The organism is Cutibacterium avidum ATCC 25577, assembly GCF_000227295.1.
In the GTDB taxonomy this organism is placed as follows: Bacteria; Actinomycetota; Actinomycetes; order Propionibacteriales; family Propionibacteriaceae; genus Cutibacterium; species Cutibacterium avidum.
This window is the reverse complement of the sequence record NZ_JH165054.1, coordinates 485,456-510,859: the sequence shown is the minus strand read 5'-3', so window position 1 is coordinate 510,859 and position 25,404 is coordinate 485,456. Positions and strand designations below refer to the sequence as shown.

The window sequence follows — 25,404 nt, the reverse complement described above, 5'->3', positions numbered from 1 at the left end:
AGACATGCCACGCAGTCTGAAGAAGGGCCCCTTCGTCGACGAGCATCTGGCCAAGAAGGTCACTGCCCAGAACGAGGCGGGCACGCACAACGTCATCAAGACCTGGTCGCGTCGATCGATGGTTACCCCCGACATGATCGGGCACACCATCGGCGTGCACGACGGTCGCAAGCACGTCCCGGTTTTCGTGACCGAGTCGATGGTCGGGCACAAGTTCGGAGAGTTCGCCCCGACCAGAACCTTCAAGGGTCACGTGAAGGACGACAAGAAGGCGCGCAGGCGCTGACGAGAGGGATCTGATTCATGAGCAACACTGAGAGGCCCAGCCGTCGCGCCGCCCTGCTCGGCGATCGCCCCGGCTCGTACGCCATCGCGCGTCACGTCCGGATGAGCGCCAGCAAGTGTCGTCGCGTCGTCGACCTGGTTCGCGGGATGGACGCCGCTGACGCGGTGGCCATGCTGAAGTTCCAGCCGCAGGCCGCGGCTGAGCCGGTTCGCAAGGTCGTCGCCTCGGCCATGGCCAACGCCGAGCAGACCGAGGGTCTGCGCGCCGAAGACCTGTACATCTCGCAGGCCTTCGTCGACGAGGGCGTCACCATGCGCCGCATCCGTCCCCGCGCCAAGGGATCCGCCAGCCGAATCCTGAAGCGCTCCGCCCACATCACCGTGGTTGTCGAGCCCAAGGACGCCCGTCCGGCCCCCAAGAAGGCCAAGAAGGGTCGCCCGGCGGCTGCAGCCAAGTCCGAGACCGAGAAGGGAGCCTGACATGGGCCAGAAAATCAACCCCCATGGTTTCCGTCTCGGTGTGACGACCGATCACAAGACCCGCTGGTACGCCGAGAAGCAGTACGCCGAGCTCGTGGGTGAGGACGTCAAGATCCGGGAGTGGCTCCACAAGAACCTGGAGCGCGCCGGTATTTCGTCCATCGAGATCGAGCGTCGCTCCGAGCGCGTGACCATCTTCCTCTACGCCGCCCGCCCGGGCATCGTCATCGGGCGCAATGGCGCCGAGGCCGAGCGCGTGCGCGGTGAGCTGGAGAAGCTCACCGGCAAGCAGATTCAGCTGAACATCCTCGAGGTCAAGAACCCCGAGACCGATGCCCAGCTGGTCGCCCAGGGAATCGCCGAGCAGCTCGCGGCTCGTGTCGCCTTCCGTCGCGCCATGCGCAAGGCTCAGCAGTCCGCCATGAACGCAGGCGCGCTTGGTATCCGTATCAAGTGCTCCGGTCGTCTGGGCGGTGCCGAGATGAGCCGTTCCGAGGGTTACCGCGAAGGCCGTGTGCCGCTGCACACCCTGCGCGCTGACATCGACTATGGCTTCTTCGAGGCCCGCACCACCTTCGGCCGCATCGGTGTCAAGGTGTGGATCTACAAGGGCGACGTCACCGGCACCCGTGCCGAGCGCGCTGCCCAGAAGGCTGCTCGCCAGGCCGCCCAGGGCGGTCGCGGTGGACGCGGTGGCAACCGCCGTGGCCGGGGCGATCGTCCCGACCGTCGCGGTGGACGTCGTCGCGCCGAGGCCGCCAAGCAGCAGTCCGCCGAGACCCCGGCCCCGCAGACCGAGAACGCAGGAGCCTGACATGTTGATTCCTCGTCGAGTGAAGTACCGCAAGCAGCACCATCCCAAGCGGACTGGCGCTGCCAAGGGCGGCACCCAGCTGGCCTTTGGTGACTACGGCATCCAGGCCACCGAGGGTGGGTACCTGACCAACCGTCAGATCGAGGCCGCTCGTATCGCCATGACCCGCTACATCAAGCGTGGTGGAAAGGTGTGGATCAATGTCTACCCGGACCGCCCGATGACCAAACACCCCGCCGAGTCCCGTATGGGTTCCGGTAAGGGCACGCCTGAGTGGTGGATCGCCAACATCAAGCCCGGACGAGTTCTCTTCGAGCTGTCGGGTGTGCCGGAGGACGTGGCCCGCGAGGCCATGCGTCTGGCCATCCACAAGCTGCCGATGAAGGCTCGTTTCATCTCCCGTGAAGGCGGTGACAACTGATGCCCAAGCTTTCTGCTGCTGAGCTGCGCCAGCTTTCCGGTGAAGAGTTGCGCAACAAGGTTCGCGAACTCAAGGAGGAGCTGTTCGGGCTGCGTTTCCAGTCGGCGACCGGCCAGCTCGAGAACACGGCTCGCCTGCGTGAGGTCCGCAAGGACATCGCTCGCGTCTACACCGTGCTCCAGGAGCGCAACCTCAACATCGTCGATGATCCCGACGCTGCCAATCCCGAGAACGATAAGGAGGCCTGAGCATGAGCGAGAACACCGCTGAGCGGACGACCCGCCGCAAGGTCCGTGAGGGACTGGTCGTGTCCGACAAGATGGACAAGACGATCACCGTCCTGGTCGAGGACCGTGTCAAGCACCCGCTGTACGGCAAGGTCATGACCAAGTCTGTGCGCCTCAAGGCTCACGACGAGAAGAACGAAGCCGGCATGGGAGACCGCGTGCGGATCATGGAGACCCGTCCGCTGTCCGCCACCAAGCGCTGGCGTCTGCTCGAGATCGTCGAGAAGGCCAAGTGACCCACTGGTGAGCTGATCACCAGGTTTTGCTGCAAGGCGACCCATCCGAGAGGGTGGGTCGCCTTGTTGCGCGCGCGTGGGGGAGAGTATCCGGGCCGCGCTTGTCGAGATTCAGCATGGCGCCTTGTTGCGCGCGCGTGGGGGAGAGAGGGGGAGGAGTGGTGGTCGGGGTACGAGTGCGGGCCACTTGACTGGTGTGGTTTGCCTCGTCGTGAGCCCCTGAGCCAGCTGTGTCAGTTGTGCCGCCCCACCTGCGCCATTTTCCAACAGTCGTCCCCTGTGATGGTTCCCGGGTGACGGGTTGGGCCCGACCGTGATCCGGCTGGGAAGAACTCAGACGCCGCCACTACACCAGACCACCGCCAATTCGCTATCCCGGCCGAAGAGAGTTAGACTGCTCAAGTTGTCTTGCGACTGTGCCCACCTTCAAGCACAGTACGGAGCCTCCGACTCCACGGAGACGGAGGCCATCGTGCGCCGCCCGAGGGTGGCGGGACCTCTCGCGGACGACAACCGCGTACCCCCTGAGGTACGGGTTGCCCCCTGGCAAAATCCAGGGGGTTCGTGTTCAACAGTCCTACCAGGCCCGGGAGGGAACCAGTGGGACAAAGGAGAAGACATGATCCAGCAGGAGACGCGACTCAAGGTCGCCGACAACACTGGTGCGAAGGAGCTCCTTTGCATCCGTGTTCTCGGTGGATCGAAGCGTCGCTACGCCTACCTCGGTGACACCATCGTGTGCACCGTCAAGGACGCCATCCCCGGCGGAAACGTGAAGAAGGGCGAGGTCGTCAAGGCCGTCGTCGTTCGCACCGTGAAGTCGCACCGCCGTCCCGACGGGTCCTACATCAAGTTCGACGAGAACGCCGCCGTGCTTCTCAAGAACGACGGGGAGCCTCGTGGCACCCGTATTTTCGGCCCCATCGCCCGCGAGCTGCGCGAGAAGAAGTTCATGCGCATCGTCTCGCTCGCCCCGGAGGTGATCTGAGTGAAGTCCCTCAACATCAAGAAGGGTGACCGTGTCAAGGTCATCGCCGGAAACGACAAGGGCACCATCGGTGAGGTTCTCTCGGTGGACCCGGCCCGTGAGCGCGTCGTCGTCGAGGGTGTGAACATTCGTAAGCACCATCGTCGTGACATGCCCACCCCGCAGGGCGGCACCACCAAGGGCGGAATCATCCAGTCCGAGGCCCCGATCCACGTCTCGAACGTCCAGCTCGTGACGAAGATCGACGGCAAGGACGTCGTGACCCGTGTCGGCTACCGTCGTGAGGACGTCACCAAGCGTCGTCCTGACGGCTCCGAGTACGCCGCTCAGCGCAGCGTCCGCTACCTCAAGAAGGAGGAGGCCAAGTGAGCACCGACACCTTCGCGCACGAGATGCCTCGTCTGAAGAAGCAGTACCGCGAGCAGATCCGTCCTGCCATGCAGGAGGAGTTCGACTACAAGAACCCGATGCTCATCCCCGGTCTCGAGAAGATCGTGGTGAACATGGGTGTTGGTGACGCCGCTCACGACTCCAAGGTCATGGACGGTGCCGTTCGCGACATCACCGCTATCACCGGCCAGAAGCCGCAGGTCACCAAGGCCCGCAAGTCCATCGCTCAGTTCAAGCTGCGTGAGGGACAGCCCATCGGTTGCCACGTCACCCTTCGTGGTGACCGCATGTGGGAGTTCGCTGACCGCCTGCTGACCCTGGCCCTGCCCCGTATCCGTGACTTCCGCGGGCTCAACGCGAACCAGTTCGACGGCAAGGGCAACTACACGTTCGGCCTGTCCGAGCAGGTCATGTTCCTCGAGATCGACCAGGACAAGATCGACCGCGTCCGTGGCATGGACATCACCTTCGTGACCACCGCGCAGACGAACGAGGAGGGCAAGGCCCTGCTCAAGCACCTGGGATTCCCGTTCAAGGCGAAGGATGACCCGAAGAAGGCGAAGACCAAGCGCGGTCCCGCCTACTACGCCAAGAAGAAAAAGAAGTGAGGATCTGATGGCCAAGACAGCTCTGAAGGTCAAGGCGGCCCGCAAGCCCAAGTTCGGTGTCCGTGCTTACACCCGTTGCCAGCGCTGCGGTCGTCCGCACTCGGTGTACCGCAAGTTCGGCCTGTGCCGAATCTGCCTGCGCGAGATGGCCCACGCCGGTCAGCTCCCGGGTGTCACCAAGTCCTCCTGGTGACCAGCGCGCGTCCGTCAAGGATGCAGATCCACGGGCCCTACCAGGCCCCGGCGGGTTGGTAACCCGCCCCACAAACACCTGAACAACACAGAAGGTCCCCGAGCCGGACGCCCCAGGGGAGGACGGCAGCAGGGAAACCGTTGTGAGAAAGAGGCCAAACCAGCCATGACCATGACTGACCCGATCGCAGACATGCTGACTCGTCTGCGTAACGCCAACCAGGCGTACCACGACCAGACGTCGATGCCTCACTCGAAGATCAAGGCCGGAATCGCCGAGATCCTCAAGTCGGAGGGCTACATCGCCGACTACAAGGTCAACGAACCCAAGGAGGGCGAGGTCGCCAAGACCCTGACCCTCACCCTCAAGTATGGCGAGAGCCGTGAGCGTTCCATCGCTGGCGTTCGCCGTATCAGCAAGCCCGGACTTCGCGTCTACGCCAAGTCCACCGCCCTGCCGAAGGTGCTCGGCGGCCTGGGCATTGCCATCATCTCCACCTCTCAAGGGCTGCTCACTGACAAGCAGGCCCACGAGAAGTCCGTGGGCGGGGAAGTCCTCGCCTACGTGTGGTGACCGTCGACGAGACAGATAGGAGTAATCAATGTCGCGCATTGGCAGGCTTCCCATCGCCGTCCCGTCCGGTGTCGAGGTGAAGCTTGATGGGCAGGACGTGGAGGTGAAGGGTCCGAAGGGAACCCTGAACTTCACCGTTCGCGAGCCCATCACCGTGAGCAAGAATGATGAGGGAGAGATCCTCGTTGAGCGTCCGGACGACGAGCGTGAGAACCGCTCGCTGCACGGCCTCACCCGTACTCTCATCAACAACATGGTCATCGGTGTGACCGAGGGCTACGAGAAGAAGTTGGAGATCCAGGGCGTGGGTTACCGCGTGATGTCCAAGGGTCCCAAGCAGCTCGAGTTCAACCTCGGCTTCTCGCACCCGGTGATCGTCGACGCCCCGGAGGGAATCACCTTCGCCGTCGAGAACCCCACCAAGTTCTCGGTCCAGGGCATCGACAAGCAGGTCGTCGGCGAGACCGCGGCCAACATCCGCAAGATTCGCAAGCCGGAGCCCTACAAGGGCAAGGGTGTGCGTTACGAGGGCGAGAACGTCCGTCGCAAGGTTGGAAAGGCAGGTAAGTGACATGGCAAGCACCCTGACTGTTCGCAAGAGCCTGTCCGACCGCGCCAAGGCACGTGCTCGTCGCCAGGCCCGTGGTCGCAAGAAGATCTTCGGGACCGTCGAGCGTCCCCGCATGGTCGTGACCCGTTCGTCGAAGCACGTCTTCGTCCAGGTCATCGACGATGTTGCCGGAAACACCCTCGTGTCGGCTTCCACCATGGAGGCTGTGCTGCGCGAGATGTCCGGGGACAAGACCGCCAAGGCTGCCCGCGTTGGCACCATCATCGGTGAGCGCGCCAAGGCCGCTGGCATCGACAAGGTCGTCTTCGACAAGGCCGGGAACCAGTACCACGGGCGGATCGCCGCGCTGGCCGATGCGGCCCGCGAGGCCGGTCTCGACTTCTGACCCACGAAAGGCAAGTGAGCAACGATGAGTGGAACCCAGCGCCGCGGTGGCGGTGCAGGTGGTGAGCGTCGTGGCCGTGACAACCGTCGTGGCCAGAACGATCGCAACCGCAATCAGAATGAATATCTCGAGCGCGTCGTGGCGATCAACCGCGTCGCCAAGGTGGTCCAGGGTGGCCGTCGCTTCAGCTTCACGGCGCTGGTCGTCGTGGGCGATGGCGAGGGCACCGTGGGCGTCGGCTACGGCAAGGCCAAGGAGGTGCCCGCGGCCATCGCCAAGGGCGTCGAGGAGGCCAAGAAGCACTTCTTCAAGGTGCCGCTGGTCGGTCGTACCATCACCCACCCGGTGATTGGTGAGAAGGCTGCCGGCGTCGTCCTGCTGCGTCCGGCTTCCCCCGGTACCGGTGTCATCGCCGGTGGTTCGGCCCGCGCCGTTCTCGAGTGCGCCGGCGTGCAGGACGTGCTCGCCAAGTCTCTTGGCTCCTCCAACGCGATCAACGTGGTTCACGCCACCGTTGCCGCGCTGCAGCAGCTCGAGGAGCCCGAAGAGGTTGCCCGTCGCCGTGGCAAGTCCGTTGAGGACGTCGCCCCGGCAGCCATGCTTCGTGCCCGTAAGGAGGCCGACGAGGCCGCTGCTGCTGCCCGCATGGAGGAGAAGGCAGGGGTCAACTGATGAGCAAGCTGAAGATCACCCAGATCAAGTCCGGCATCTCCACGAAGCCGAATCATCGCGAGACCCTGCGCAGCCTCGGGCTGAAGCGCATCGGTGACACGGTCATCAAGGAGGATCGCCCGGAGTTCCGCGGCATGGTCCAGACCGTTCGTCACCTCGTCACCATGGAAGAGGTGGACTGACATGGCTATTGAGCTCCATGATCTCAAGCCCGCTCCTGGTGCCCACAAGGCCAAGACCCGTGTTGGCCGTGGTGAGGGTTCCAAGGGCAAGACCGCTGGTCGCGGTACGAAGGGCACCGGCGCACGCAAGAACGTGCCCGAGTTCTTCGCTGGCGGCCAGATGCCGATTCACATGCAGGCCCCGAAGCTGGGCGGGTTCCACAACCCGTTCCGCACCGAGTACCAGGTCGTGAACCTGGACAAGGTCGAGGCCCTGTTCCCCAAGGGCGGCAAGATCACCGTCGACGATTTCGTCGCCGTCGGTGCCGTCCGTGACAACGAGCTCGTCAAGGTTCTCGGAACCGGCGAGCTGACCGTCAAGGTTGACCTCGTCGTCGACGCCTGGTCCAAGTCGGCCCAGGAGAAGATCGAGAAGGCCGGCGGCAGCGTCACCAAGCGCTGAGGTCAACCTGCAAGTATCAAGTGACGTCGTGAACACGACCGAATGACGTGTGAGGGACGGGAAACATCACAGTTTCCCGTCCCTCCTGTCATATGCCCGTGCAGTGCATTTGCAATGACGAAATGCGTTGCCCTTTTGGTCTCAACAGACAAACCCAGGGGTTTGGTGTGTGTAAGATCACACGCACCAAAACGGCCTGCGTGCCGAGATGACCCCATGCCGAATCGTGTGCAGCGGTAGAAACTACCGACAGGGTCACTCCCCAGCCACACTCGCCGGCGGCCCACCTGCCCTCCCGGCAGGTCTGCACACTGTGAGAAAGGACGATCGTGCTCAGATACGTGGTGCGTCGCCTCATCAATTACGTCGTGCTGTTGTTCATTGCGGTTTCCTTCGCATACCTGCTCGCCTCGTACGCCCTGGACCCGCGCAACGCTTTCGACCAGACGAATCCGAAGCTCAACTGGACGGCGATCAACCAGTCACTGACCAACTACAACATCAACCCCGACACCAGCATTTGGGTGCGGTACGAACGGTGGTTGAAGATGGTGTTCCTGCATTGGAACTGGGGCTGGACCCCACATGGTGACGCGATCAACTCGCTGATTGGCACCCGCATCGGTGTGTCCGTCCGTCTCGTGATCTGTGGAACGATTATCGGCATGGTCGGCGGTGTCGCTGTCGGTGCCTGGTCGGCCGTCCGCCAGTACTCGGCCGCTGACCGAATCGTGTCCTTCCTGTGTCTGCTGCTCATCTCGACCCCGACGATGGTGTTGGCGGTCCTGCTGCAGCTCGGTGCCATTCACATCAACCAGGCGACCGGAACGCAGTTCTTCCAGTTCATCGGTGAGGTCGGATCTCACGGCAATTACTTCGGGGCCGAGCTGCTCAGCCGTATGCAGCACCTGCTGTTGCCGACGATCTCCCTGTCGGCGTTGAGCCTGGCGAGCTACTCGCGGTACCAGCGCAACCTGATGCTCGACACCCTCGGTGCTGACTACGTCCGTACCGCACGTGCCAAGGGTCTTCGCAAGGGACGCGCCATCCGTCACCATGCGCTGCGCAACGCCATCATCCCGATGGCCACCTATTTCGCCTTCGGCGTGGCCAACATCTTCGTCGGTGCCACCATTTCCGAGCAGGTCTACGCCTGGAACGGTGTCGGTTCCTACTCCGTGATGTCGATTCAGCAGAACGACATCAACGGTTCGGTCGCGGTCGTCGCCTTCTCCGGCCTCTGCACCCTGACGGGTGCCCTTCTGTCCGACATCCTCATTGCGGTCATCGATCCGCGTGTCCGGGCTCGATGAGGAGGAGCCGTCATGTCTGAACCCACCAACAACTTCAGCGTTGAGCTCAACACCCCGAAGACGGGTCCCTGCGCCCCCATCAAAGGTCCCGATGCCTTGAGTGCTGCCGAGCGCAACGAGAAGCACAAGCCGGGACGCAATGAGCGTGACGGCAAGCACATGTCGCGTCGCCGTCTGATCCTGCGCCGTTTCTGGCGTCCGGTTGGCTCCAAGATCGGTGTCATCGGACTCGCCCTCGTCGTCCTCCTGGCCCTCATCGGCCCGTACATCGCCAACTGGGACTACTGGGTGGTTGATGACAACGCCTTCCTCGCGCCGCCGGACCAGTACCACTGGTTCGGTACAAGCCAGGGTGGCTTCGACCTGTTCGCCATGACGGTCGAGGGTCTGCGCAAGTCGCTCATCATCGGTTTCTGCGTCGCACTCATCGTCGAGACCCTGGCCGCCCTCATCGGTTCGGCCGCGGCCTACTTCGGCAAGGTGGCGGAGAAGATCATCCTGTGGTTCATCGACCTGCTGTTGGTGATCCCGTCCTTCCTCATCATCGCCATCCTGAGCCAGCACACCTCCGGCAAGAGCACCTCGACGGCCCTGCTGATCGTTCTGCTGTCGGCATTCAGCTGGATGCTGTCGGCCCGTGTGGTCCGCGCCATGACCCTGTCGGTGGTCAATCTCGACTACGTCACGGCCGCTCGTTTCATGTCGGTGCCGCCGTTCACGATCATCGTTAAGCACGTCATCCCGAACATCGCCAGCTACCTCATCATCGACCTGACCCTCGGTGTGGTCGCGGCCATCATGAGCGAGACGGTGCTCTCCTTCTTCGGTTTCGGCGTGCAGAAGCCGGAGACCTCCCTGGGCACTCTGCTGGGTGACGGCATGACGGCGGTCACGACCTCACCGTGGCTGTTCATGTTCCCGGCCGGTGTGCTGGTGATCCTGCTGCTGAGCGTCAACTTCATCGGTGACGGCCTGCGTGACGCCGTCGATCCCTCCTCCAAGTCTGGTGGTAAGGCATGAGCAAGAAAACTGCCACTGCGGCCAACCTGTCCGACGCCCTTCCCGAACGTCAGGAGGGTGTGCCGGTCCTGCAGATCAAGGACCTCAACGTCCGCTTCCCCTCCGAGGACGGCGTCGTCCACGCCGTGCGTGGAGTCAACCTGACCGTTCATGCCGGCGAGGTCGTCGGCCTGGTGGGTGAGTCTGGTTCCGGTAAGTCCGTCACCTCGATGTCGGTGATGGGCCTGCTGGACGAGGGTGCCAGCGTCGAGGGGTCCATCAAGCTTCACGGCACCGAGCTGCTGGGACGTGACGACAACTGGATGTCGGACGTGCGAGGCAAGAAGGTCGCCATGATCTTCCAGGACCCGCTGAGCGCCCTGACCCCCGTGTACACGATCGGTGACCAGATCGTCGAGGCTCTTCAGGTCCACTCGAACATGTCCGACAAGGACGCCTGGGCCCGAGCCCTCGAGCTGCTCGACATGGTCGGCATCCCCAACCCGGAAGTTCGTGCTAAGGCCTTCCCGCACGAGTTCTCCGGTGGTATGCGTCAGCGCGTCGTCATCGCCATGGCGATCGCCAACGACCCCGACCTCATCATCGCCGACGAGCCGACGACGGCTCTCGACGTGACCATCCAGGCGCAGATTCTCGATCTGCTGCGGGTGGCCCAGCGTGAGACCCACGCCGGTGTCGTCATGATCACCCACGACCTCGGTGTCGTTGCTGGTCTGGCCGACCGGGTGGCCGTCATGTACGCCGGTCGCATCGTCGAGCGGGCCAACGTCGACGAGCTGTTCTACCGCTCCCGTCACCCGTACACCATCGGTCTGCTGGGATCCCTGCCTCGTCCTGACCTCGACAAGGACGAGCCGCTGACCCCGGTCGAGGGCAACCCGCCCTCCCTGCTGAACCTGCCGCCGGGCTGTCCCTTCGCGCCACGCTGCCCGATGGCGATCGATGCCTGTCGTCAGGCCGAGCCCGAGCTGACGCCCACCGACCTGGACAAGCACGAGGCCGCTTGCATACGGCACGCCGAGCTCATCGACCGCACGTACGCGGAGATCTACCCGCAGGTCGGGGAGCACAAGAGCCGCTTCAAGGCAGCGCTAGGGACCTCCGACCGCGAGGCCCTCGAGGACGTCCTGGAGGTCAAGGACCTGGTCAAGACCTACCCGCTCATGAAGGGTGCGGTCTTCAAGAGGCGCGTTGGCACCGTTCATGCCGTTGACGGCATCTCCTTCCGGATCAAGAAGGGCGAGACCCTCGGCCTGGTGGGTGAGTCTGGCTGTGGCAAGACCACGACAATCATGTCGATTCTCGAGCTGGCCAAGCCGGAGGCGGGTACCGTCGTCGTCCTGGGCCGTGACGCGGCCAGGATGAATGCGAAGGATCGTAAGGAGACCCGTCAGGACCTCCAGGTGGTCTTCCAGGATCCGATGGCATCCCTGGATCCGCGTCTTCCGATTGCCGACATCATCGCCGAGCCGCTGAAGTACAACGGTTACCCGAAGAACAAGATCGCGGAGCGGGTCGACGAGCTGATGGCCCTGGTCGGCCTGGAGCCCGCTCACGCCAACCGCTACCCGCGGAACTTCTCCGGTGGCCAGAAACAGCGTGTCGGTATTGCCCGTGCACTGGCCCTCAACCCGAAGTTGCTGGTGCTCGACGAGCCGGTCTCGGCCCTCGACGTGTCGATTCAGGCTGGTGTGTTGAACCTGTTGGAGGACCTGCGCGAGAAGCTGGAGTTGTCCTATCTCTTCGTCGCCCACGACCTGTCGGTGGTTCGCCACATCGCTAACCGTGTTGCCGTCATGTACCTGGGGCGCATCGTCGAGCTGGGCGAGGTCTCGGAGGTCTTCGACCACCCGATGCACCCGTACACCCAGGGCTTGTTGTCGGCCATCCCGGTGCCCGACCCGTCCAAGGAGCACAACCGCCACCGCATCTTGCTGGAGGGCGACCTGCCGTCACCGGCCGCGCCGCCGCCCGGGTGTCCATTCCACACTCGCTGCCCAAAGTTCAAGGAGCTCGACGAGGCCTCCCAGGCCACGTGCATGGGGGAGCGTCCCGAGCTGTTCTACCCGCAGCCGGACATCGACCGGCGCACGGCATGTCACTTCCCTGAGGAGATCCGGGTGTTCTGAGACTCTGCAGTGAGTCCCTGACATGGGGTGGTGCCGTTGCGACGACGTCACCCCATGCGTCATGTTCAGGGCCCACCTGGTGGTCTCATCGGCACCTTGACCGATGGGCGGGTGTGACCTTGACGAGAATCACGGTTGGATCAAGGAAAGGTCAAGATTTCATAACGAAACCGCATTCTGGGGCCGTTTGCGCTGGTCGGTCCGGGTCATGAGTGCCAAGCTCATGCCATCCCGATCCACCCAGGATCCTCAACTTTCCGGAGGTTTACCGTGCGTAAGACCTTGACGACCGCAGTGGCTGCTCTGGCAGTGGGCTCGCTTGCCCTGACTGGCTGCGGACAGAAGAACCAGTCCGGCGGCGACCAGAACAAGAGCGACAAGGCCACGTCGGCGAGTGCGCCGCTGGCTGCCCTGAACATCAAGCCCCGTGACCAGATCAAGGACGGTGGCACCCTTCGCCTGACCATTACCACCTTGCCGACGGGCTGGAACCCGATGCAGGTCGACAACAACTCAGTTGACCTGCAGCCAACTATCTGGCAGTTCATCGGTGTCAACAACTTCGATATTGCCGAGGATGGCACTCCGAAGCCGAATCCGAACTACATCGAGTCGGTCAAGGTGGACACCAAGGATGGCAAGCAGGTTGTCACGTTGCACCTCAACCCGAAGGCGAAGTGGAATTCGGGTCGCACTATCGATTATACGGACTACCAGGCCACCTGGAAATCCTCCAACGGTGAGAACGACAAGTTCCTTCCCGCCACCACCGACGGCTTTAACCAGGTGACGTCGGTTGAGAAGGGTGCCAAGGACACCGACGTCGTCATCAAGTACAAGGCGACTTATCCCGACTGGACAGCGACATGGAGCAGTGTGTTGCCGAAGGAAGGGATCTCTGACCCCAATACCTTCAATTCCGGCTGGAAGACCCCGAACCCTGACTGGTTCACTGGCCCATTCACCCCCACCAAGGTCGACCAGGCCTCCAAGACCCTGACCGTCAAGCGTAATGACAAGTGGTGGGGCGACAAGGCGAAGCTTGACACCGTCACCTTCAAGGCGATGGAGGACGCTGCCAAGACGAAGGCTTTCGCCAACAAGGAGATTGACGTCGCCGACACCATCATCACCAAGGATGGCTATGAGACGGCCAAGAAGCGTGATGACGCCGACATGCGTGCTGCCGGTTCGCTGCAGTGGCGCCACTTCACCTTCAACGCCAAGTCGGCGAGCCTCTCGGACAAAGAGGTTCGTCAGGCCATCGTCAAGGGCATCAACCGTCCGGCCATCGCCAAGTCCGATCTTGCGGGATTGCCAGTTCAGGCCGACTCGGTGATGCTCGGCAACCACTTCTTCATGCCGGGCCAGCCTGGTTACAAGGACAACTCCGGAGACTTCAAGTACGACCCGAAGGCTGCCGAGAAGCAGCTCGAGGATGCCGGTTGGAAGAAGCAGGGTGACTACCGCGTCAAGGACGGCAAGACCCTCACCGTCAATTACGCTCAGCTGACCGGTGTGCCCACCTCCGAGAATGAGGGTGCGCTGTTCAAGCAGGACATGGCGAAGATCGGGGTTAAGGTCAACCTTGTCAACACTCCGTCCAGCGATATGCAGAAGGTGCTGACGAACCACTCCTTCGACGTCATCGCGTTCACTTGGCAGGGCACCCCGTACCCGATGGCCAACGTCCGTCAGATCTATGGCGCTGCTGCTGAGGGCTCCAAGAAGCCGTCGCAGTCCAACTTCTCCCAGATCATCGATCCCGAGGTTGAGAAGCTCATCCCGCAGATCGACACTGAGATGGACGTCAACAAGCGACGCGAACTCACCAATGAGGCCGACAAGCACATTTGGGACGATGTGATGGTGCTGCCGTTGTACCGGCGCATCATGTTCTCCGGCGCCCCGAAGAACCTGGCGAACTATGGTTCCGCGACCTTCCAGAGGACCCGTGGCGAGGACATCGGTTACGTCAAGTGAGCTTGATGGGTTATTGACCCGGAAAGGGCCCGGCAATGGTAGTTGTCGGGCCCTTCTCATGTCTTGCACAGGCGATTTCGGAGAATCGCATGGCCGGGGGTGGTTTCGCGGCTCCAATGGTGGTTTCGTAAGGTGTGATGTCCGGTTTCCGACGAAGAAGCCGGATCGTGGCAGGAGCGTCCTGCCATTCACTTCACTGGAGGACATCTTGCGCAAGGCGATCGTGGCCCCTGTGGCGCTGCTGGCCGTGTCGGCCATGGCACTCACCGGGTGCGGACAGAAGAACCAGTCCGGCGGAAGCAAGCAGTCAGGGGTGACGTCGGAGTCGGCCCCGATGGCCCAGCTCAACGTGGCTGACCGGAGCCAGCTCAAGGACGGTGGCACGTTGCGCCTGGCCATTGAGCAGCTTCCGACGGGATGGAATCCCATGAACGTCAATGGCAACACTGTTGACCTCTCAGCGACGATCTGGAACTTTGTCGGCGTCCAGAACTTTGACATTGCTGAGGACGGCACTCCAAAGCCGAACCCGAACTACATCTCCTCGACCGATGTGGAGACCAAGGGCGGCAAACAGGTCGTGACCCTGCACCTCAACCCGAAGGCCAAGTGGAATTCCGGTCGTACCATCGATTACTCGGATTACCAAGCCACTTGGAAGGCCAACAACGGTTCTGAGCCTGGCTTCCTGCCGGCCAGCACCGATGGTTTCAACCAGATCACCTCGGTGGAGAAGGGCGACAAGGACACCGACGTCGTCATTACCTTCAAGGGTACCTATCCCGACTGGACGGCGACCCTGAGCAGCGTTCTGCCCAAGGAAGGGGCGACGGACGCCGCTACCTTCAACGAGGGATGGAAAAAGCTGAACCCGGATTGGTTCGCCGGACCGTTCATTCCGACGAAGGCTGACCAGGCCTCGAAGACCCTGACCGTCAAGCGTAATGACAAGTGGTGGGGCGAGAAGTCGAAGCTTGACACCGTCACCTTCAAGGCGATGAACAACGCCACTCAGACCAAGGCTTTCGCCAACAGGGAGATCGACGCCGCGTCGGGCATCATCACGAAGGACGGCTACCAGACGGCGAAGAAGCGTCCCGACGCCGAGATGCGTCAGGCCGGGTCGTTGCAGTGGCGTCACTTCACCTTCAACACCAAGTCGACCATGCTGTCTGACAAGAAGGTGCGTCAGGCCATCGTCAAGGGCATCAACCGCCCAGCCATCGCCAAGTCCGACCTTGCAGGCATACCCGTCAACCCGGACACCCTCATGCTCGGCAACCACTTCTTCATGCCCGGTCAGGCTGGCTACAAGGACAACTCCGGGGACTACAAGTACGACCCGAAGGCTGCCGAGAAGCAGCTCGAGGATGCCGGTTGGAAGAAGCAGGGTGACTACCGCGTCAAGGACGGCAAGACCCTGATGATCAACTATGCCCAGCTGACCGGTGTGCCCACCTCCGAGAACGAGGGTGCGCTGTTCAAGCAGGACATGGCGAAGATCGGCGTCAAGGTCAACCTCGTCAATACCCCGAGTGACTCCTTCACCCAGACGCTGAGCAGCCACTCCTTCGACGTGATTGCCTTTGCCTGGAACGGCACCCCGTACCCGATGGCCAACGTCCGTCAGATCTACGGCGCCTCCGCCGAGGGCTCCAAGAAGCCGTCGCAGTCCAACTTCTCCCAGCTGATCGATCCTGAGATCGAGAAGCGCATTCCCAGCATTGACGCCGAGTCGGATGTCTCGAAGCGTCGTGAGCTGACCAACCAGGCCGACAGGATCATCTGGGACAACGTCATGACCCTTCCGCTGTACCGTCGCATCTCCTTCACCGCGGTTCCGAAGAACCTGGCGAACTACGGTGCTGCGACCTTCCAGACCGTGCACGCAGAGAACATCGGTTTCCAGAAGTGACGATGAGCTCTCACGTATGAGAGCGGGGCCGGGGACGGATCCCCCGGCCCCGCTATCACCGTGGTTTGTCGCGGTATGTGTCAGGACTGACGGCGGCGACGCACGACGAGTGCGACGATGAGGGCGATGGCCACGACGGCAATGACGACGATCGTGGCAACAGGCCCGGACTTGGAGCCATTGTCTGACGACGTGTCGGCGTTCTGGGTCTTCTTGGTGTTGTCGCCGGTCAGCTGGAAAGAGGCGCCATCGGCGCTCCCGGCGGCCAACTTGGGGGGAGTGCAGGACTTGGTCTTTGGCTTGTTGTAGCACCAGCCTTCGATCGATCCGGGTGCCGGCTTGTACTGGTCGGCACCTTTCTCCGAGTAATCCCACGCAGCCCCGGCGCCGGAGGCGTGGTAATACGCCCAGTACTGACCGTTGAAGGTCTTGGGGCAGGTTTCGGGATGGTTGTTCATCGTGCAGATGAGACTGGATTTGTTCTTGCCGACGGTAATTCCGGCCTTCTTGAGGGCGTCGGCGCCGGTGGATGGCGAGTCGACGCACTGGTTGGACAGCACTTTCTGGTCATCTGTGATGACGAAGACCCAGACGTTGTTGGCGCTGAGGCAGTCGTCAATGGCTTTCGTCTGCCCAGTTTCGGCGCTCGGTGAGGGAGCGGCGTGTGCGGGGACCGGGAAGACGATGGCCAGGGTCGCAAACAATAGAGCGGCGAGCACTCCCACTATGGTCGGGAGTGCTCGCCGGTTGTCGGTTTCAGGAATACTCACATGACGATCAGCCGCAGTGGGGAGTATTCGTTCGATTGATTGTCTCAGACGCCGGTATGGGGCAGGGCTGTCGGACGATCCGAGGGACGATCGGGGGAAGGACCCCGTCAGATGATGATGACGGCAGCGACGAGCACAACCGTGATGCAGATCGTCATCCAGTTCGGGTGAACCTGAATTTCTCCGTCACGAGACATCCCGTCCTTGGGCTTCTTCTGGTCCTGCCCCTGTTTGGTCTGCGTCGCAGCCGTCGCCCTGGCCATGGGACGACGCTCGATCCTCTCCATCTCGATGAGACGAGCCGTCGAGTGGGAATCCAGCGACCACCTCATCGGAAGCTCGGAACCGACGATGACCTGCGGGACGTGGTCGACATTGCCCTTCATTGCGGTGGCCGTGCCGCGTGCCGGCGCAGCCCACGCCGAGATCGTGCGCGGCTTGCGCATCCCTTCGGCGTCAGGGCGACGCTCGGCCGTCAGCGCCAGCCCCCAACGCCCGGTGACTTCGGTAATTCGACGCCAGGGAACGTCCCAAATTCGGAATTGATTGACGACGGTCACCCCATCGTCATTGATCCGAATTTCGGCAACTCCCCAAATGATCCACGTCAGCCACACGAAAAGCAGCAGGGCGGGCAGGTTCGTCAATCCAGCCAGACCGGATCGAATGAGGTCGAGAATCGTCAGCACGATGATCACCGCGAGGACGATCCCGACGCCGATTCGTCCTCGATGCGAGGAGATGATGATCGGCGGTCTCATGGCGCTCCAGACGGGGGTCAGACAAGTGGTGGTGTGCGGCGACGTGGGTATTACCGTCGTGAGTTGATAGGCTACCCCCGCTGTGTCCATGCTCCCAGACATTTGCCTGCAGCGCGTCATGGGGGTTGAATCTGCGTAGTCAGTAGTCCACGAGATGGGAGAGGGCCCGGATGCTTTCCGCCTTCGCCAATGCCTTCAGAACGCCGGATCTTCGCCGCAAGATCCTGTTCACGCTCTTCATCCTGGCGGTTTTCAGGCTCGGGTCCGTCATCCCCGTCCCGAACGTCAACGTGTCTAACATCAACACGTGCGTCAGCCAGGCGAGTTCCGGATCCTCTGCCGGTCTGTACTCGATGATCAGCCTGTTCTCGGGTGGCGCCCTGCTGAAGTTGGCGATCTTCGCGCTCGGCATCCTGCCCTACATCACGGCGTCGATCATCCTGCAGCTGCTGACGGTCGTCATCCCGAAGCTGGAGACCCTCAAGAAGGAGGGTGCGTCCGGCCAGAACAAGATCACCCAGTACACCCGTTACCTCACCCTGGTGCTCGGCCTGTTGCAGGCGACGGCCTTCGTCACCCTGGCAACCTCGGGGCGTTTGTTCACCGGCTGCGCCCTGCCGGTCGTGTACTCCACCTCGATCTTCGAGATCATCGTCATGATCCTGACGATGACGGCAGGCACGACGATCGTCATGTGGATGGGTGAGCTCGTCACCGAGCACGGTATCGGCAACGGCATGTCGATCATGATCTTCACCCAGATCGCTGCTCGCTTTCCTGACTCCCTGTGGGCCATCAAAGTTGCCCGTAACGGTGCCGGCCAGGCCCACGCCTGGTTCGTGTTCATCCTGGTGATCGTCATCGGCCTGCTCGTCATGGCAGCCGTTGTCTTCATCGAGCAGGGCCAGCGACGCATCCCGGTGCAGTATGCGAAGAGGATGGTCGGGCGCCGGATGCTCGGCGGCTCGACGACCTACATTCCGCTGAAGGTGAACCAGTCCGGCGTCATCCCGGTCATCTTCGCCTCGTCGATTCTGTACCTTCCGGTGCTTTACGCCACCTTCCGACCGCAGACCGACGCGGCAAAGTGGATTGGTCACTACTTCACACGTGGTGACCACCCGATTTACAACATCGTCTATTTCCTGCTGATCATCTTCTTCTGCTACTTCTACGTGGCCATCACTTTCGATCCCGTCGAGATGAGTGACAACATGAAGAAGTATGGTGGATTCATTCCCGGCATCCGGGCCGGGAAGCCCACCGAGGACTACTTGGCCTATGTGTTGTCGAGGCTGACGGCACCTGGGTCCTTGTACTTGGGCCTCATTTCGATGATCCCGACGCTCGCGTTCGTGTACCTCAAGGCGAACCAGAACTTCCCGTTCGGAGGTACGAGCATCCTCATCATCGTGGGTGTGGCGCTGGACACCGTCAAACAGGTCGAAAGCAAGTTGCAGCAACGACACTACGAAGGATTCCTGTCATCATGAGACTGCTGATCATGGGCGCCCCGGGCGCAGGCAAGGGAACTCAGGCCACCGCCATCGCTGAGCACTGCTCCGTGCCCGCGATCTCCACCGGCGACATGTTCCGTGCCAACATCAAGAACGGCACTGAGCTGGGCAAGAAGGTCAAGGCCATCATGGATGCCGGCGACCTCGTCCCCGACGAGCTGACCGACGCCATCGTCGTCGATCGCCTCCACCAGGACGACGCCGCCAACGGCTTCCTGCTCGACGGCTACCCCCGCAACATGCATCAGGTCGCGGCCCTCGACGCTTATCTCAAGGAGCACGGTCAGGAGCTCGACGCAGTCATCAGCCTCGACGTCGACCCCGAGCTGCTCACCCAGCGTCTGCTGAAGCGTGCTGAGATCGAGGGACGTACCGACGACAACGAGGAGACCATTCGCAACCGTATGAAGGTCTACTCCTCCCAGACCGAGCCGCTCCTGGAGCATTACCGCTCGGCCGGCATTCTCGTTCCGGTTGACGGCGTCGGTGAGATCGACGAGGTGCGCCAGCGCATCTTCGCTGCTCTCGACTCGAAGAACTGACGTGCTGGGCCGCAATCGATTCCAGATCAAGACACCCGACCAGATCTTCAAGATGCGTCGGGCGGGGCTGGTCGTCGCCGAGGGTTTGGAGGCCATGAGAGCGGTTGCCGTGCCTGGGGCCACCACCGCCGACATCGACCGGGCCGGCCGCGAGGTGCTCGAGCGTCACAACGCGGGGTCTAACTTTCTCAATTACGGGGGAGATTGGGGCCTGCCGCCCTATCCGGGCGTGGCATGTGTGAGCCCGAACGAGACCATTGTCCACGGCATCCCCGGTGATCGCGAGCTCAAGGACGGCGACATCGTCTCCATCGACTACGGAGCCATCGTCGACGGGTGGCACGGTGATGCTGCCCGAACGGTTCTGGTGGGAGACGTCAGCGAGGAGGCCCGGACCTTGTCCGAGGTGACCAGTGAGTCCATGTGGGCTGGCATTGCCAAGGTCGCGGCCGGTGCTCGCATCGGTGACGTCTCCGCTGCTGTACAGGCCTCCCTGGAGTCCCACGACCGTGATTACGGGATCATCCGTGAGTACACCGGCCACGGGATTGGCACCGAGATGCACATGGATCCGGACGTCCCCAACTGGGGCCGAGCTGGACGTGGCCCGAAGATCGTCGAAGGCATGGTGCTGTGCATCGAGCCGATGGCGACTCTCGGCATGGAGGACACTGCCACCCTGGACGACGAGTGGACGGTTGTCACAGTGGACGGCTCATGGGCCAGCCACTGGGAGAACACCGTTGCCGTGACCAGCAAGGGTCTGTGGGTGTTGTCCGAACCCGACGGCGGCAAGGCCGAACTCGAGAAGCGCGGAGTGCCGTACGGGCCTCTTGACTGAGATTGAGTTCTTGTGGTGGTCGCCGGGACGTTGGTCCCGGCGACCACTGTTTTGTGGGGGTAGAGGGTCGACACGCCCTATCTGGCATTCTCTGCGGCTCAACCAGGTTCGGAACTCGTCGTTACTACACGGAGCTGCCAAAAACTGCGCTTGGCAACGTGAACATCGTGTGTTTGCCCTAATTTTTGGCAGCTCCGTGTAGTTGTCCCCACGTAACAGCCAACCGCCGCACCAAAAAATACCTGTGGACAAGTGAAGGATCCGGCTTGCGCTGACGATAACTGTCAATGTGAGAACTTCTGATGTTGTGAGCCATGGTGTGCCATCCGAGCTCTGCCCTGGCGGTGTGGTGTCCACAGGTGTGCTTTCGTGCTTCGGCCTCGATCGTGAAGCGATCCGGTCAGCGAAGAAGAGGGGTGAACTCAGCTGGCTGAGAATGGGTTGGTGGGCCCTACCGGATGCCGACCACGACGTCGTCACCGCGGTGAGGGCAGGAGGCGTCCTGGGGTGTGTCAGTGCTCTGAAGATGATCGGGGTCTGGTCGCCGCTCGATTCGCAGATCCATTGCCGGGGTCACCGCGAACCATTGTCCCCGGCTGTTCGTTCCTGTCCCGCGCCTCGCCGCGCTGCCCCCATCATGGCGGTCGATCCGCCCGACATTGCCGTGCAGTCAGTCGTGCGCTGCCTCGATCATGATGAAGCCGTGGCGGTCCTCGACTCTGTGCTGCGGAAAGGGATACTCACTTGCGAACGGCTTGAGGAGTGTCTTTCGCCGATACCGGCGGGTCGGCGCATCCTTCCCGACCTCGGCTGGGCCGACTCAGGTGCCGAGTCCCTGGTCCGATGCCGGTTACGCCGCCTCGGTCTCCCAGTGAGAACTCAGGCCAGCATCGATGGCGTGGGGAGAGTCGACATGCTGGTGGGGAGCCGGCTCGTCATCGAAGTCGATTCGGTGGCACACCACACGGATGCCTCCGCATATTCCAACGATCGTCGTCGTGATCTTGAACTCGTCTCCCGCGGCTATCTCGTCGTCCGGATCACCTGGCACCAGGTCATGTACGACTGGGAGCGCGTCGAGCAGCACATTCTGGAGATCGTCGGTGCCGGTGACCACCTGGGTCGTGTCCGGGCAGCCTGACAACAGGGGTTGACGAGGGTGGTTGTATGTCTGCCATGAGCTTTGCCACAGGCCCTGTCCCACAGACTCGCCGTGACGACGTTGTCGAGATCCTCCACGGGCACACCATCGAGGACCCGTACCGCTGGCTCGAGGACGCCGATTCCCCTGACACCGTCGACTGGGTGGAACGACAGCGGGCCTTCACTGAGGAAGCCCTCGCCATGCTGAGAACTCGGGAGGCGTTTCGCAACCGACTCGCTGAGCTGTACTCCCTTCCTGGCGACACGATCGACAAGCACTGTGGCGGTCGCTATCTCATGTGGCACGACGACGGTGATGCCGCCCAGCCAGTGGTGCAGGCGGCCGGGGACTGGCGCGACCTGTTCGATCGTCCCATCACTCTCCTCGATCCCAACGATTGGTCCGAGGACGGCACGACCTCCCTCAAGGATGCGGCCATTAGCCCCGACGGCTTAACCCTGGCGTGGGCGAGCTCGGCGGCCGGCTCGGACTGGACCTCCTTCACCCTCCGCAACCTGGCCACCGGCGAGGAGCGCGACCCCGGAATCCATACCAAGTTCAGTACGGTCAGCTGGTTCCCGGATTCAGTGAGCCTGCTCGTCCTGGACTTCCCGGACGAGGAGACCGGCGAGACCGCGGTCACCAAGGCCGCGGGCGACCCACGTCTCGTCATGGTCCGCACCGACACTGGTGAGCGGACCGAGGTGCTTCCGGCTGGCCCGGAGGGGACCTTTTACTGGGGTGGGATCAGTCACGAAACCGACGAGAACGGCAACCGCACCGGAGAGGGCTGGGTGGTCATCAGCGACATCATCGGCACCTCCCACAACAGCGGACTGACGGTCTTCCGTCATCACCTCGTCGACGGACACTCCGTGGTCGAGAAAGGGCGTCGCATTGCCGAGGCTGACGCGAGTCATCATCCCGTCGGCATCGTCGGCTCAACGTTCTTCGTCCTCACCGACGACACCACCCCGACCTACCGACTCGTCGCCATCGACCTTGCGGCGGACGAACCAACTCCGAGCGAGGTCATTGAGTCCTCGGAGTACCCGTTGTCGACGGTGGTCCTGGCCGGGGAGATCCTCGTCGCCGTGTACATGGTTGACGTCTCGCCGCGCATCAGCCGATGGTCTACTTCGGGGGAGCATCTCGGTGACATCGACATCGAGGCTGGTGACGTCCATCTCACCGCTCCCGACGAGCACCAACCCGACGTGTTCATTCACGCCACGGGCCCGAGCAGCCCGAACGTCGTTTACCACCTCGACGCCGCATCCGGTGAGTTGGAGAAGATTCAGTCCGCCGAGGTTGGCCAGTTCCATGCCGGTGTGGAACGTCGTCATGCCACGAGTGTCGACGGCACCCAGGTGCCCTACTGGTACATGCGCGACGAGTCCAACGACGCGACCGGGCCCCTGCCGACCATCGTCTACGGATATGGCGGATTTGACATCACCATCACCAACACCCATTCCCCTCTGTGGCAGGCGTGGATGGAGGCCGGCGGTGCGGTCGCCCTGGTCAACGCTCGTGGCGGTGGCGAGTTCGGAGCCGAGTGGTACCGCGACGGTGTTCTCGACAACAAGCAGCACGTCTTCGACGACCACATCGCCGTTCTCCTTGACCTCGTCGATGCCGGACTGGCGAACCCAGACACCCTGGCAATCAGTGGTGGTTCCAATGGTGGTCTGATGGTCGGTGCCGTGCTCACCCAGTGTCCTGACCTGCTGGCTGCGGCAGTTCCCGAGGTCGGAGTGCTCGACTTGCTGAGGTTCCACAAGTTCTCCTCGGGGGCTGCATGGATGTCGGACTACGGCAACCCGGAGGACGCCCACGACTTCGAGGTCGAGCTGGCCTACTCGCCGCTGCACAACGTGAGGGAGGGACGCCACTACCCGGCGACCCTCGTCATGACCGGTGACCACGACGATCGCGTCGTGCCGGCCCACAGCCACAAGTTCACCGCCACCCTGCAGCGAGCCCAGGGAGGGGACGCCCCGATCCTCACCCGCATCGACCAGTCGGTGGGTCATGGTGCCGGGCGTCCCCGTGCTTCCCGCGTCAATGCGTCCGCTGACAAACTCGCCTTCATCGCTGAGTTCACCGGCCTGACACCGCGGTTCTGACCTCGTCTCGGTTCTCTGCCGGCACGGCCTGGTGGTGACGCCGTCGCCAATTTGGGGCGACGGCATCGAGAAGGTATCGTTAGCTGTTGGCTCCGTCTGTGCGGAGCCAACAGCCGTGCCCGCAGGGGGTACGGCCAGCGGACAGATGGGACGTAATGGCCAAGAAAGAGGGAGCACTCGAACTGGAGGGAACTGTCGTTGAGGCTTTGCCCAACGCCATGTTCCGTGTCGAACTCAAGAACGGGCACCGCGTTCTTGCCACGATCAGCGGCAAGATGCGTCAGCACTACATCCGAATCCTGCCGTCGGATCGTGTCGTCGTCGAGCTGTCGCCCTATGACCTCACTCGCGGTCGGATCGTCTACCGCCACAAGTGAGCTGCGGCTCATTGCCAAGCGCTTAACGGCGCACCACCCAGGTTCCCGCCAGGGGACCGTTACGCGAAAGAGAATCTCATGAAGGTTCAGCCGAGCGTCAAGAAGATCTGCGACAAGTGCAAGGTCATCCGTCGCCACGGCCGCGTGATGGTCATCTGCGACAACCCGCGCCACAAGCAGCGTCAGGGCTGAGCCCACGCCGCGACGGGATCGCAGATCGTCCACGCGACGGTCAGCAGGAATGCAGGGGTTCGGCCCCTGAGGTCCACCGTCAGGCCCACCCGCCAGGTGGGAGCGGTGAACAATTGAACTGCACAACAGAAAACGCACCGGTTGCACACGCTGGTGCAGACCTCCCGGGCATTGCCCGGGACACCGTGGAAGCACGTCCCGGAGCCCCGCTCGAAACCATCGAGCACGGATCTGGGCCACCACCCCCGGACGAAGGCCGGGGCCTCGTCGGACGGTCAGACACCGCCCATCGTTCCCAGGAATGACGAGGACGCTCCACGCCGGACACCTTCGCGGCTCGACTTCGTTCGGGTCGAACGAACAAGAAAGGGATGCCACATGGCACGCCTCATCGGAGTTGACCTGCCGCGCGACAAGCGCCTCGAGGTCGCCCTGACCTACATCTACGGAATCGGCCGCACCCGCGCCACCGAGACCCTGAAGGCCACCGAAATCAGCGGTGACCTGCGCGTCCACGAGCTGACCGACGATCAGCTCGTGGCTCTGCGTGACCACATTGAGGCCAACTACCACGTCGAAGGTGACCTTCGTCGTGAGGTGGCCGCTGACATCCGCCGCAAGATCGAGATCGGCACCTACCAGGGCCGTCGTCACCGCAGCGGACTCCCGGTCCGTGGTCAGCGCACCCGCACCAACGCCCGTACCCGCAAGGGCAAGAAGAAGGCCGTCGCCGGCAAGAAGAAGGCCAAGTGAGTCACTGCCCATCGGGCACTCACCAACCTTCATCGATGCGCAGATCACACTGATTTCAGGAGAGACATCACATGGCTACTGCAGGCCGCAAGGCTGCACCCAAGACCAAGGTGCGCCGCAAGGAGAAGAAGAACGTCGTCGCCGGACAGGCGCACATCAAGAGCACGTTCAACAACACCATCATCGCCATCACCGATCCTTCCGGTGCGGTGATCTCGTGGGCCTCTGCCGGCACCGTCGGCTTCAAGGGCTCTCGTAAGTCCACCCCATTCGCCGCTCAGATGGCCGCCGAGGCCGCTGGACGTCGCGCCATGGAGCATGGCATGAAGCGGGTTGACGTCTTCGTCAAGGGTCCCGGCTCCGGCCGTGAGACCGCCATCCGTTCCCTCGGGGCCGTCGGCCTGGAGATCGGCCCGATCTCCGACGTCACCCCCGTTCCGCACAACGGATGCCGCCCGCCGAAGCGCCGCCGCGTCTGACCCACTCCGAGA

32 protein-coding genes are annotated in these 25,404 nt (G+C 62.6%); 30 read left to right on the top strand and 2 right to left on the bottom strand.

Annotated elements, in window-relative coordinates:
• The first annotated feature begins 4 nt into the window (after window positions 1-4).
• The 21 genes from rpsS (at window position 5) to HMPREF9153_RS02205 (ending at window position 15,887) form a co-directional block, all read left to right on the top strand.
• Window positions 5-286, top strand: coding sequence for a 30S ribosomal protein S19 (gene rpsS / locus HMPREF9153_RS02305; RefSeq protein ID WP_002544164.1), 282 nt, complete (start codon window positions 5-7; stop codon window positions 284-286).
• A 17-nt stretch (window positions 287-303) separates the two neighbouring features.
• Window positions 304-765, top strand: a complete 462-nt coding sequence (rplV, locus tag HMPREF9153_RS02300) for a 50S ribosomal protein L22 (protein ID WP_004809051.1) — start codon at window positions 304-306, stop codon at window positions 763-765.
• A gap of 1 nt (window position 766) precedes the next feature.
• Entirely contained in the window at window positions 767-1,579 is an 813-nt protein-coding gene (rpsC, locus tag HMPREF9153_RS02295; RefSeq protein ID WP_004809050.1) for a 30S ribosomal protein S3, read from the top strand.
• Window position 1,580: 1 nt separating this feature from the next.
• Window positions 1,581-2,000 (top strand): 50S ribosomal protein L16, encoded by a 420-nt coding sequence (gene rplP, locus HMPREF9153_RS02290; protein ID WP_002516060.1) that lies wholly within the window; start codon window positions 1,581-1,583, stop codon window positions 1,998-2,000.
• On the top strand, window positions 2,000-2,248 hold the full coding sequence (gene rpmC, locus HMPREF9153_RS02285; protein WP_004809049.1) for a 50S ribosomal protein L29: 249 nt from the start codon (window positions 2,000-2,002) through the stop codon (window positions 2,246-2,248). Before rplP ends, rpmC begins: the two co-directional genes overlap by 1 nt.
• Before the next feature lie 2 nt (window positions 2,249-2,250).
• Window positions 2,251-2,523, top strand: coding sequence for a 30S ribosomal protein S17 (gene rpsQ / locus HMPREF9153_RS02280; protein WP_004809048.1), 273 nt, complete (start codon window positions 2,251-2,253; stop codon window positions 2,521-2,523).
• 619 nt (window positions 2,524-3,142) lie between these two features.
• Window positions 3,143-3,511, top strand: a complete 369-nt coding sequence (gene rplN, locus HMPREF9153_RS02275; protein WP_004809047.1) for a 50S ribosomal protein L14 — start codon at window positions 3,143-3,145, stop codon at window positions 3,509-3,511.
• Window positions 3,512-3,880: a 50S ribosomal protein L24 gene (gene rplX / locus HMPREF9153_RS02270; protein ID WP_004809046.1), complete on the top strand. Its 369-nt coding sequence runs from the start codon at window positions 3,512-3,514 to the stop codon at window positions 3,878-3,880.
• A complete protein-coding gene (gene rplE, locus HMPREF9153_RS02265) occupies window positions 3,877-4,509 on the top strand; it encodes a 50S ribosomal protein L5 (protein ID WP_004809045.1) in 633 nt (210 codons plus the stop codon). Before rplX ends, rplE begins: the two co-directional genes overlap by 4 nt.
• Before the next feature lie 7 nt (window positions 4,510-4,516).
• Entirely contained in the window at window positions 4,517-4,702 is a 186-nt protein-coding gene (locus tag HMPREF9153_RS02260; protein ID WP_002515981.1) for a type Z 30S ribosomal protein S14, read from the top strand.
• Window positions 4,703-4,867: 165 nt separating this feature from the next.
• Window positions 4,868-5,275 carry a 30S ribosomal protein S8 gene (rpsH, locus tag HMPREF9153_RS02255; RefSeq protein ID WP_004809044.1) on the top strand — a complete coding sequence of 136 codons (408 nt, stop codon included), beginning with the start codon at window positions 4,868-4,870 and terminating at the stop codon, window positions 5,273-5,275.
• 28 nt (window positions 5,276-5,303) lie between these two features.
• On the top strand, window positions 5,304-5,846 hold the full coding sequence (gene rplF, locus HMPREF9153_RS02250; protein WP_004809043.1) for a 50S ribosomal protein L6: 543 nt from the start codon (window positions 5,304-5,306) through the stop codon (window positions 5,844-5,846).
• Window position 5,847: 1 nt separating this feature from the next.
• Window positions 5,848-6,231 carry a 50S ribosomal protein L18 gene (gene rplR / locus HMPREF9153_RS02245; RefSeq protein WP_004809042.1) on the top strand — a complete coding sequence of 128 codons (384 nt, stop codon included), beginning with the start codon at window positions 5,848-5,850 and terminating at the stop codon, window positions 6,229-6,231.
• Between the two features lie 24 nt (window positions 6,232-6,255).
• Complete coding sequence (rpsE, locus tag HMPREF9153_RS02240; RefSeq protein WP_004809041.1) at window positions 6,256-6,903, top strand: 30S ribosomal protein S5; 648 nt, start codon at window positions 6,256-6,258, stop codon at window positions 6,901-6,903.
• Entirely contained in the window at window positions 6,903-7,085 is a 183-nt protein-coding gene (rpmD, locus tag HMPREF9153_RS02235; RefSeq protein WP_004809040.1) for a 50S ribosomal protein L30, read from the top strand. Before rpsE ends, rpmD begins: the two co-directional genes overlap by 1 nt.
• 1 nt (window position 7,086) lies before the next feature.
• A complete protein-coding gene (rplO, locus tag HMPREF9153_RS02230; RefSeq protein WP_004809039.1) occupies window positions 7,087-7,527 on the top strand; it encodes a 50S ribosomal protein L15 in 441 nt (146 codons plus the stop codon).
• Between the two features lie 329 nt (window positions 7,528-7,856).
• Complete coding sequence (locus tag HMPREF9153_RS02225) at window positions 7,857-8,840, top strand: ABC transporter permease (RefSeq protein ID WP_004809038.1); 984 nt, start codon at window positions 7,857-7,859, stop codon at window positions 8,838-8,840.
• A gap of 12 nt (window positions 8,841-8,852) precedes the next feature.
• Window positions 8,853-9,860, top strand: coding sequence for an ABC transporter permease (locus HMPREF9153_RS02220; RefSeq protein WP_004809037.1), 1,008 nt, complete (start codon window positions 8,853-8,855; stop codon window positions 9,858-9,860).
• A complete protein-coding gene (locus HMPREF9153_RS02215; protein ID WP_004809036.1) occupies window positions 9,857-11,989 on the top strand; it encodes an ABC transporter ATP-binding protein in 2,133 nt (710 codons plus the stop codon). Before HMPREF9153_RS02220 ends, HMPREF9153_RS02215 begins: the two co-directional genes overlap by 4 nt.
• A 270-nt stretch (window positions 11,990-12,259) precedes the next feature.
• Entirely contained in the window at window positions 12,260-13,972 is a 1,713-nt protein-coding gene (locus HMPREF9153_RS02210; protein WP_004809035.1) for an ABC transporter family substrate-binding protein, read from the top strand.
• A gap of 208 nt (window positions 13,973-14,180) precedes the next feature.
• Window positions 14,181-15,887, top strand: a complete 1,707-nt coding sequence (locus HMPREF9153_RS02205) for an ABC transporter family substrate-binding protein (RefSeq protein WP_036901420.1) — start codon at window positions 14,181-14,183, stop codon at window positions 15,885-15,887.
• Window positions 15,888-15,967: 80 nt separating this feature from the next.
• Here the strand turns inward: HMPREF9153_RS02205 and HMPREF9153_RS02200 are convergent, their stop codons facing one another.
• Together HMPREF9153_RS02200 and HMPREF9153_RS02195 are read right to left on the bottom strand one after the other, a co-directional pair.
• Window positions 15,968-16,606 carry a hypothetical protein gene (locus tag HMPREF9153_RS02200; RefSeq protein ID WP_004809033.1) on the bottom strand — a complete coding sequence of 213 codons (639 nt, stop codon included), beginning with the start codon at window positions 16,604-16,606 and terminating at the stop codon, window positions 15,968-15,970.
• Window positions 16,607-16,764: 158 nt separating this feature from the next.
• Window positions 16,765-17,418 (bottom strand): hypothetical protein, encoded by a 654-nt coding sequence (locus HMPREF9153_RS02195; RefSeq protein WP_023031876.1) that lies wholly within the window; start codon window positions 17,416-17,418, stop codon window positions 16,765-16,767.
• Window positions 17,419-17,588: 170 nt separating this feature from the next.
• Here HMPREF9153_RS02195 and secY point away from each other — a divergent pair, with 170 nt between their 5' ends.
• The 9 genes from secY to rpsK all read left to right on the top strand — a co-directional run bounded on the left by secY (window position 17,589) and on the right by rpsK (window position 25,392).
• The gene (gene secY / locus HMPREF9153_RS02190; RefSeq protein ID WP_004809031.1) at window positions 17,589-18,911 is read left to right on the top strand and encodes a preprotein translocase subunit SecY; all 1,323 of its coding nucleotides are present in this window, start codon (window positions 17,589-17,591) and stop codon (window positions 18,909-18,911) included.
• Window positions 18,908-19,477 (top strand): adenylate kinase, encoded by a 570-nt coding sequence (locus HMPREF9153_RS02185; RefSeq protein WP_004809030.1) that lies wholly within the window; start codon window positions 18,908-18,910, stop codon window positions 19,475-19,477. The genes secY and HMPREF9153_RS02185 overlap by 4 nt, the downstream gene beginning before the upstream one ends.
• A gap of 1 nt (window position 19,478) precedes the next feature.
• Window positions 19,479-20,318: a type I methionyl aminopeptidase gene (gene map, locus HMPREF9153_RS02180; protein ID WP_004809029.1), complete on the top strand. Its 840-nt coding sequence runs from the start codon at window positions 19,479-19,481 to the stop codon at window positions 20,316-20,318.
• 898 nt (window positions 20,319-21,216) lie between these two features.
• A complete protein-coding gene (locus HMPREF9153_RS12920; RefSeq protein ID WP_323808914.1) occupies window positions 21,217-21,459 on the top strand; it encodes an endonuclease domain-containing protein in 243 nt (80 codons plus the stop codon).
• 35 nt (window positions 21,460-21,494) lie between these two features.
• Window positions 21,495-23,591 (top strand): prolyl oligopeptidase family serine peptidase, encoded by a 2,097-nt coding sequence (locus tag HMPREF9153_RS02170; RefSeq protein WP_237726240.1) that lies wholly within the window; start codon window positions 21,495-21,497, stop codon window positions 23,589-23,591.
• Between the two features lie 155 nt (window positions 23,592-23,746).
• Complete coding sequence (gene infA / locus HMPREF9153_RS02165; RefSeq protein ID WP_002514837.1) at window positions 23,747-23,968, top strand: translation initiation factor IF-1; 222 nt, start codon at window positions 23,747-23,749, stop codon at window positions 23,966-23,968.
• A gap of 78 nt (window positions 23,969-24,046) precedes the next feature.
• The gene (rpmJ, locus tag HMPREF9153_RS02160) at window positions 24,047-24,160 is read left to right on the top strand and encodes a 50S ribosomal protein L36 (protein WP_002514836.1); all 114 of its coding nucleotides are present in this window, start codon (window positions 24,047-24,049) and stop codon (window positions 24,158-24,160) included.
• Window positions 24,161-24,538: 378 nt separating this feature from the next.
• Window positions 24,539-24,913, top strand: a complete 375-nt coding sequence (gene rpsM, locus HMPREF9153_RS02155) for a 30S ribosomal protein S13 (RefSeq protein WP_004809012.1) — start codon at window positions 24,539-24,541, stop codon at window positions 24,911-24,913.
• Between the two features lie 71 nt (window positions 24,914-24,984).
• Window positions 24,985-25,392, top strand: coding sequence for a 30S ribosomal protein S11 (gene rpsK / locus HMPREF9153_RS02150; protein WP_004809011.1), 408 nt, complete (start codon window positions 24,985-24,987; stop codon window positions 25,390-25,392).
• The last annotated feature ends 12 nt before the right edge of the window (window positions 25,393-25,404 follow it).

Bases quoted from the DNA above. Each gene is read 5' to 3' on its own strand.
- rpsS (WP_002544164.1), top strand. From the start codon at position 5: ATGCCACGCAGTCTGAAGAAGGGCCCCTTCGTCGACGAGCATCTGGCC.
- rplV (WP_004809051.1), top strand. From the start codon at position 304: ATGAGCAACACTGAGAGGCCCAGCCGTCGCGCCGCCCTGCTCGGCGAT.
- rpsC (WP_004809050.1), top strand. From the start codon at position 767: ATGGGCCAGAAAATCAACCCCCATGGTTTCCGTCTCGGTGTGACGACC.
- rplP (WP_002516060.1), top strand. From the start codon at position 1,581: ATGTTGATTCCTCGTCGAGTGAAGTACCGCAAGCAGCACCATCCCAAG.
- rpmC (WP_004809049.1), top strand. From the start codon at position 2,000: ATGCCCAAGCTTTCTGCTGCTGAGCTGCGCCAGCTTTCCGGTGAAGAG.
- rpsQ (WP_004809048.1), top strand. From the start codon at position 2,251: ATGAGCGAGAACACCGCTGAGCGGACGACCCGCCGCAAGGTCCGTGAG.
- rplN (WP_004809047.1), top strand. From the start codon at position 3,143: ATGATCCAGCAGGAGACGCGACTCAAGGTCGCCGACAACACTGGTGCG.
- HMPREF9153_RS02260 (WP_002515981.1), top strand. From the start codon at position 4,517: ATGGCCAAGACAGCTCTGAAGGTCAAGGCGGCCCGCAAGCCCAAGTTC.
- rpsH (WP_004809044.1), top strand. From the start codon at position 4,868: ATGACCATGACTGACCCGATCGCAGACATGCTGACTCGTCTGCGTAAC.
- rplF (WP_004809043.1), top strand. From the start codon at position 5,304: ATGTCGCGCATTGGCAGGCTTCCCATCGCCGTCCCGTCCGGTGTCGAG.
- rplR (WP_004809042.1), top strand. From the start codon at position 5,848: ATGGCAAGCACCCTGACTGTTCGCAAGAGCCTGTCCGACCGCGCCAAG.
- rpsE (WP_004809041.1), top strand. From the start codon at position 6,256: ATGAGTGGAACCCAGCGCCGCGGTGGCGGTGCAGGTGGTGAGCGTCGT.
- rpmD (WP_004809040.1), top strand. From the start codon at position 6,903: ATGAGCAAGCTGAAGATCACCCAGATCAAGTCCGGCATCTCCACGAAG.
- rplO (WP_004809039.1), top strand. From the start codon at position 7,087: ATGGCTATTGAGCTCCATGATCTCAAGCCCGCTCCTGGTGCCCACAAG.
- HMPREF9153_RS02220 (WP_004809037.1), top strand. From the start codon at position 8,853: ATGTCTGAACCCACCAACAACTTCAGCGTTGAGCTCAACACCCCGAAG.
- HMPREF9153_RS02215 (WP_004809036.1), top strand. From the start codon at position 9,857: ATGAGCAAGAAAACTGCCACTGCGGCCAACCTGTCCGACGCCCTTCCC.
- HMPREF9153_RS02195 (WP_023031876.1), bottom strand. From the start codon at position 17,418: ATGAGACCGCCGATCATCATCTCCTCGCATCGAGGACGAATCGGCGTC.
- secY (WP_004809031.1), top strand. From the start codon at position 17,589: ATGCTTTCCGCCTTCGCCAATGCCTTCAGAACGCCGGATCTTCGCCGC.
- HMPREF9153_RS02185 (WP_004809030.1), top strand. From the start codon at position 18,908: ATGAGACTGCTGATCATGGGCGCCCCGGGCGCAGGCAAGGGAACTCAG.
- HMPREF9153_RS02170 (WP_237726240.1), top strand. From the start codon at position 21,495: ATGAGCTTTGCCACAGGCCCTGTCCCACAGACTCGCCGTGACGACGTT.
- infA (WP_002514837.1), top strand. From the start codon at position 23,747: ATGGCCAAGAAAGAGGGAGCACTCGAACTGGAGGGAACTGTCGTTGAG.
- rpmJ (WP_002514836.1), top strand. From the start codon at position 24,047: ATGAAGGTTCAGCCGAGCGTCAAGAAGATCTGCGACAAGTGCAAGGTC.
- rpsM (WP_004809012.1), top strand. From the start codon at position 24,539: ATGGCACGCCTCATCGGAGTTGACCTGCCGCGCGACAAGCGCCTCGAG.
- rpsK (WP_004809011.1), top strand. From the start codon at position 24,985: ATGGCTACTGCAGGCCGCAAGGCTGCACCCAAGACCAAGGTGCGCCGC.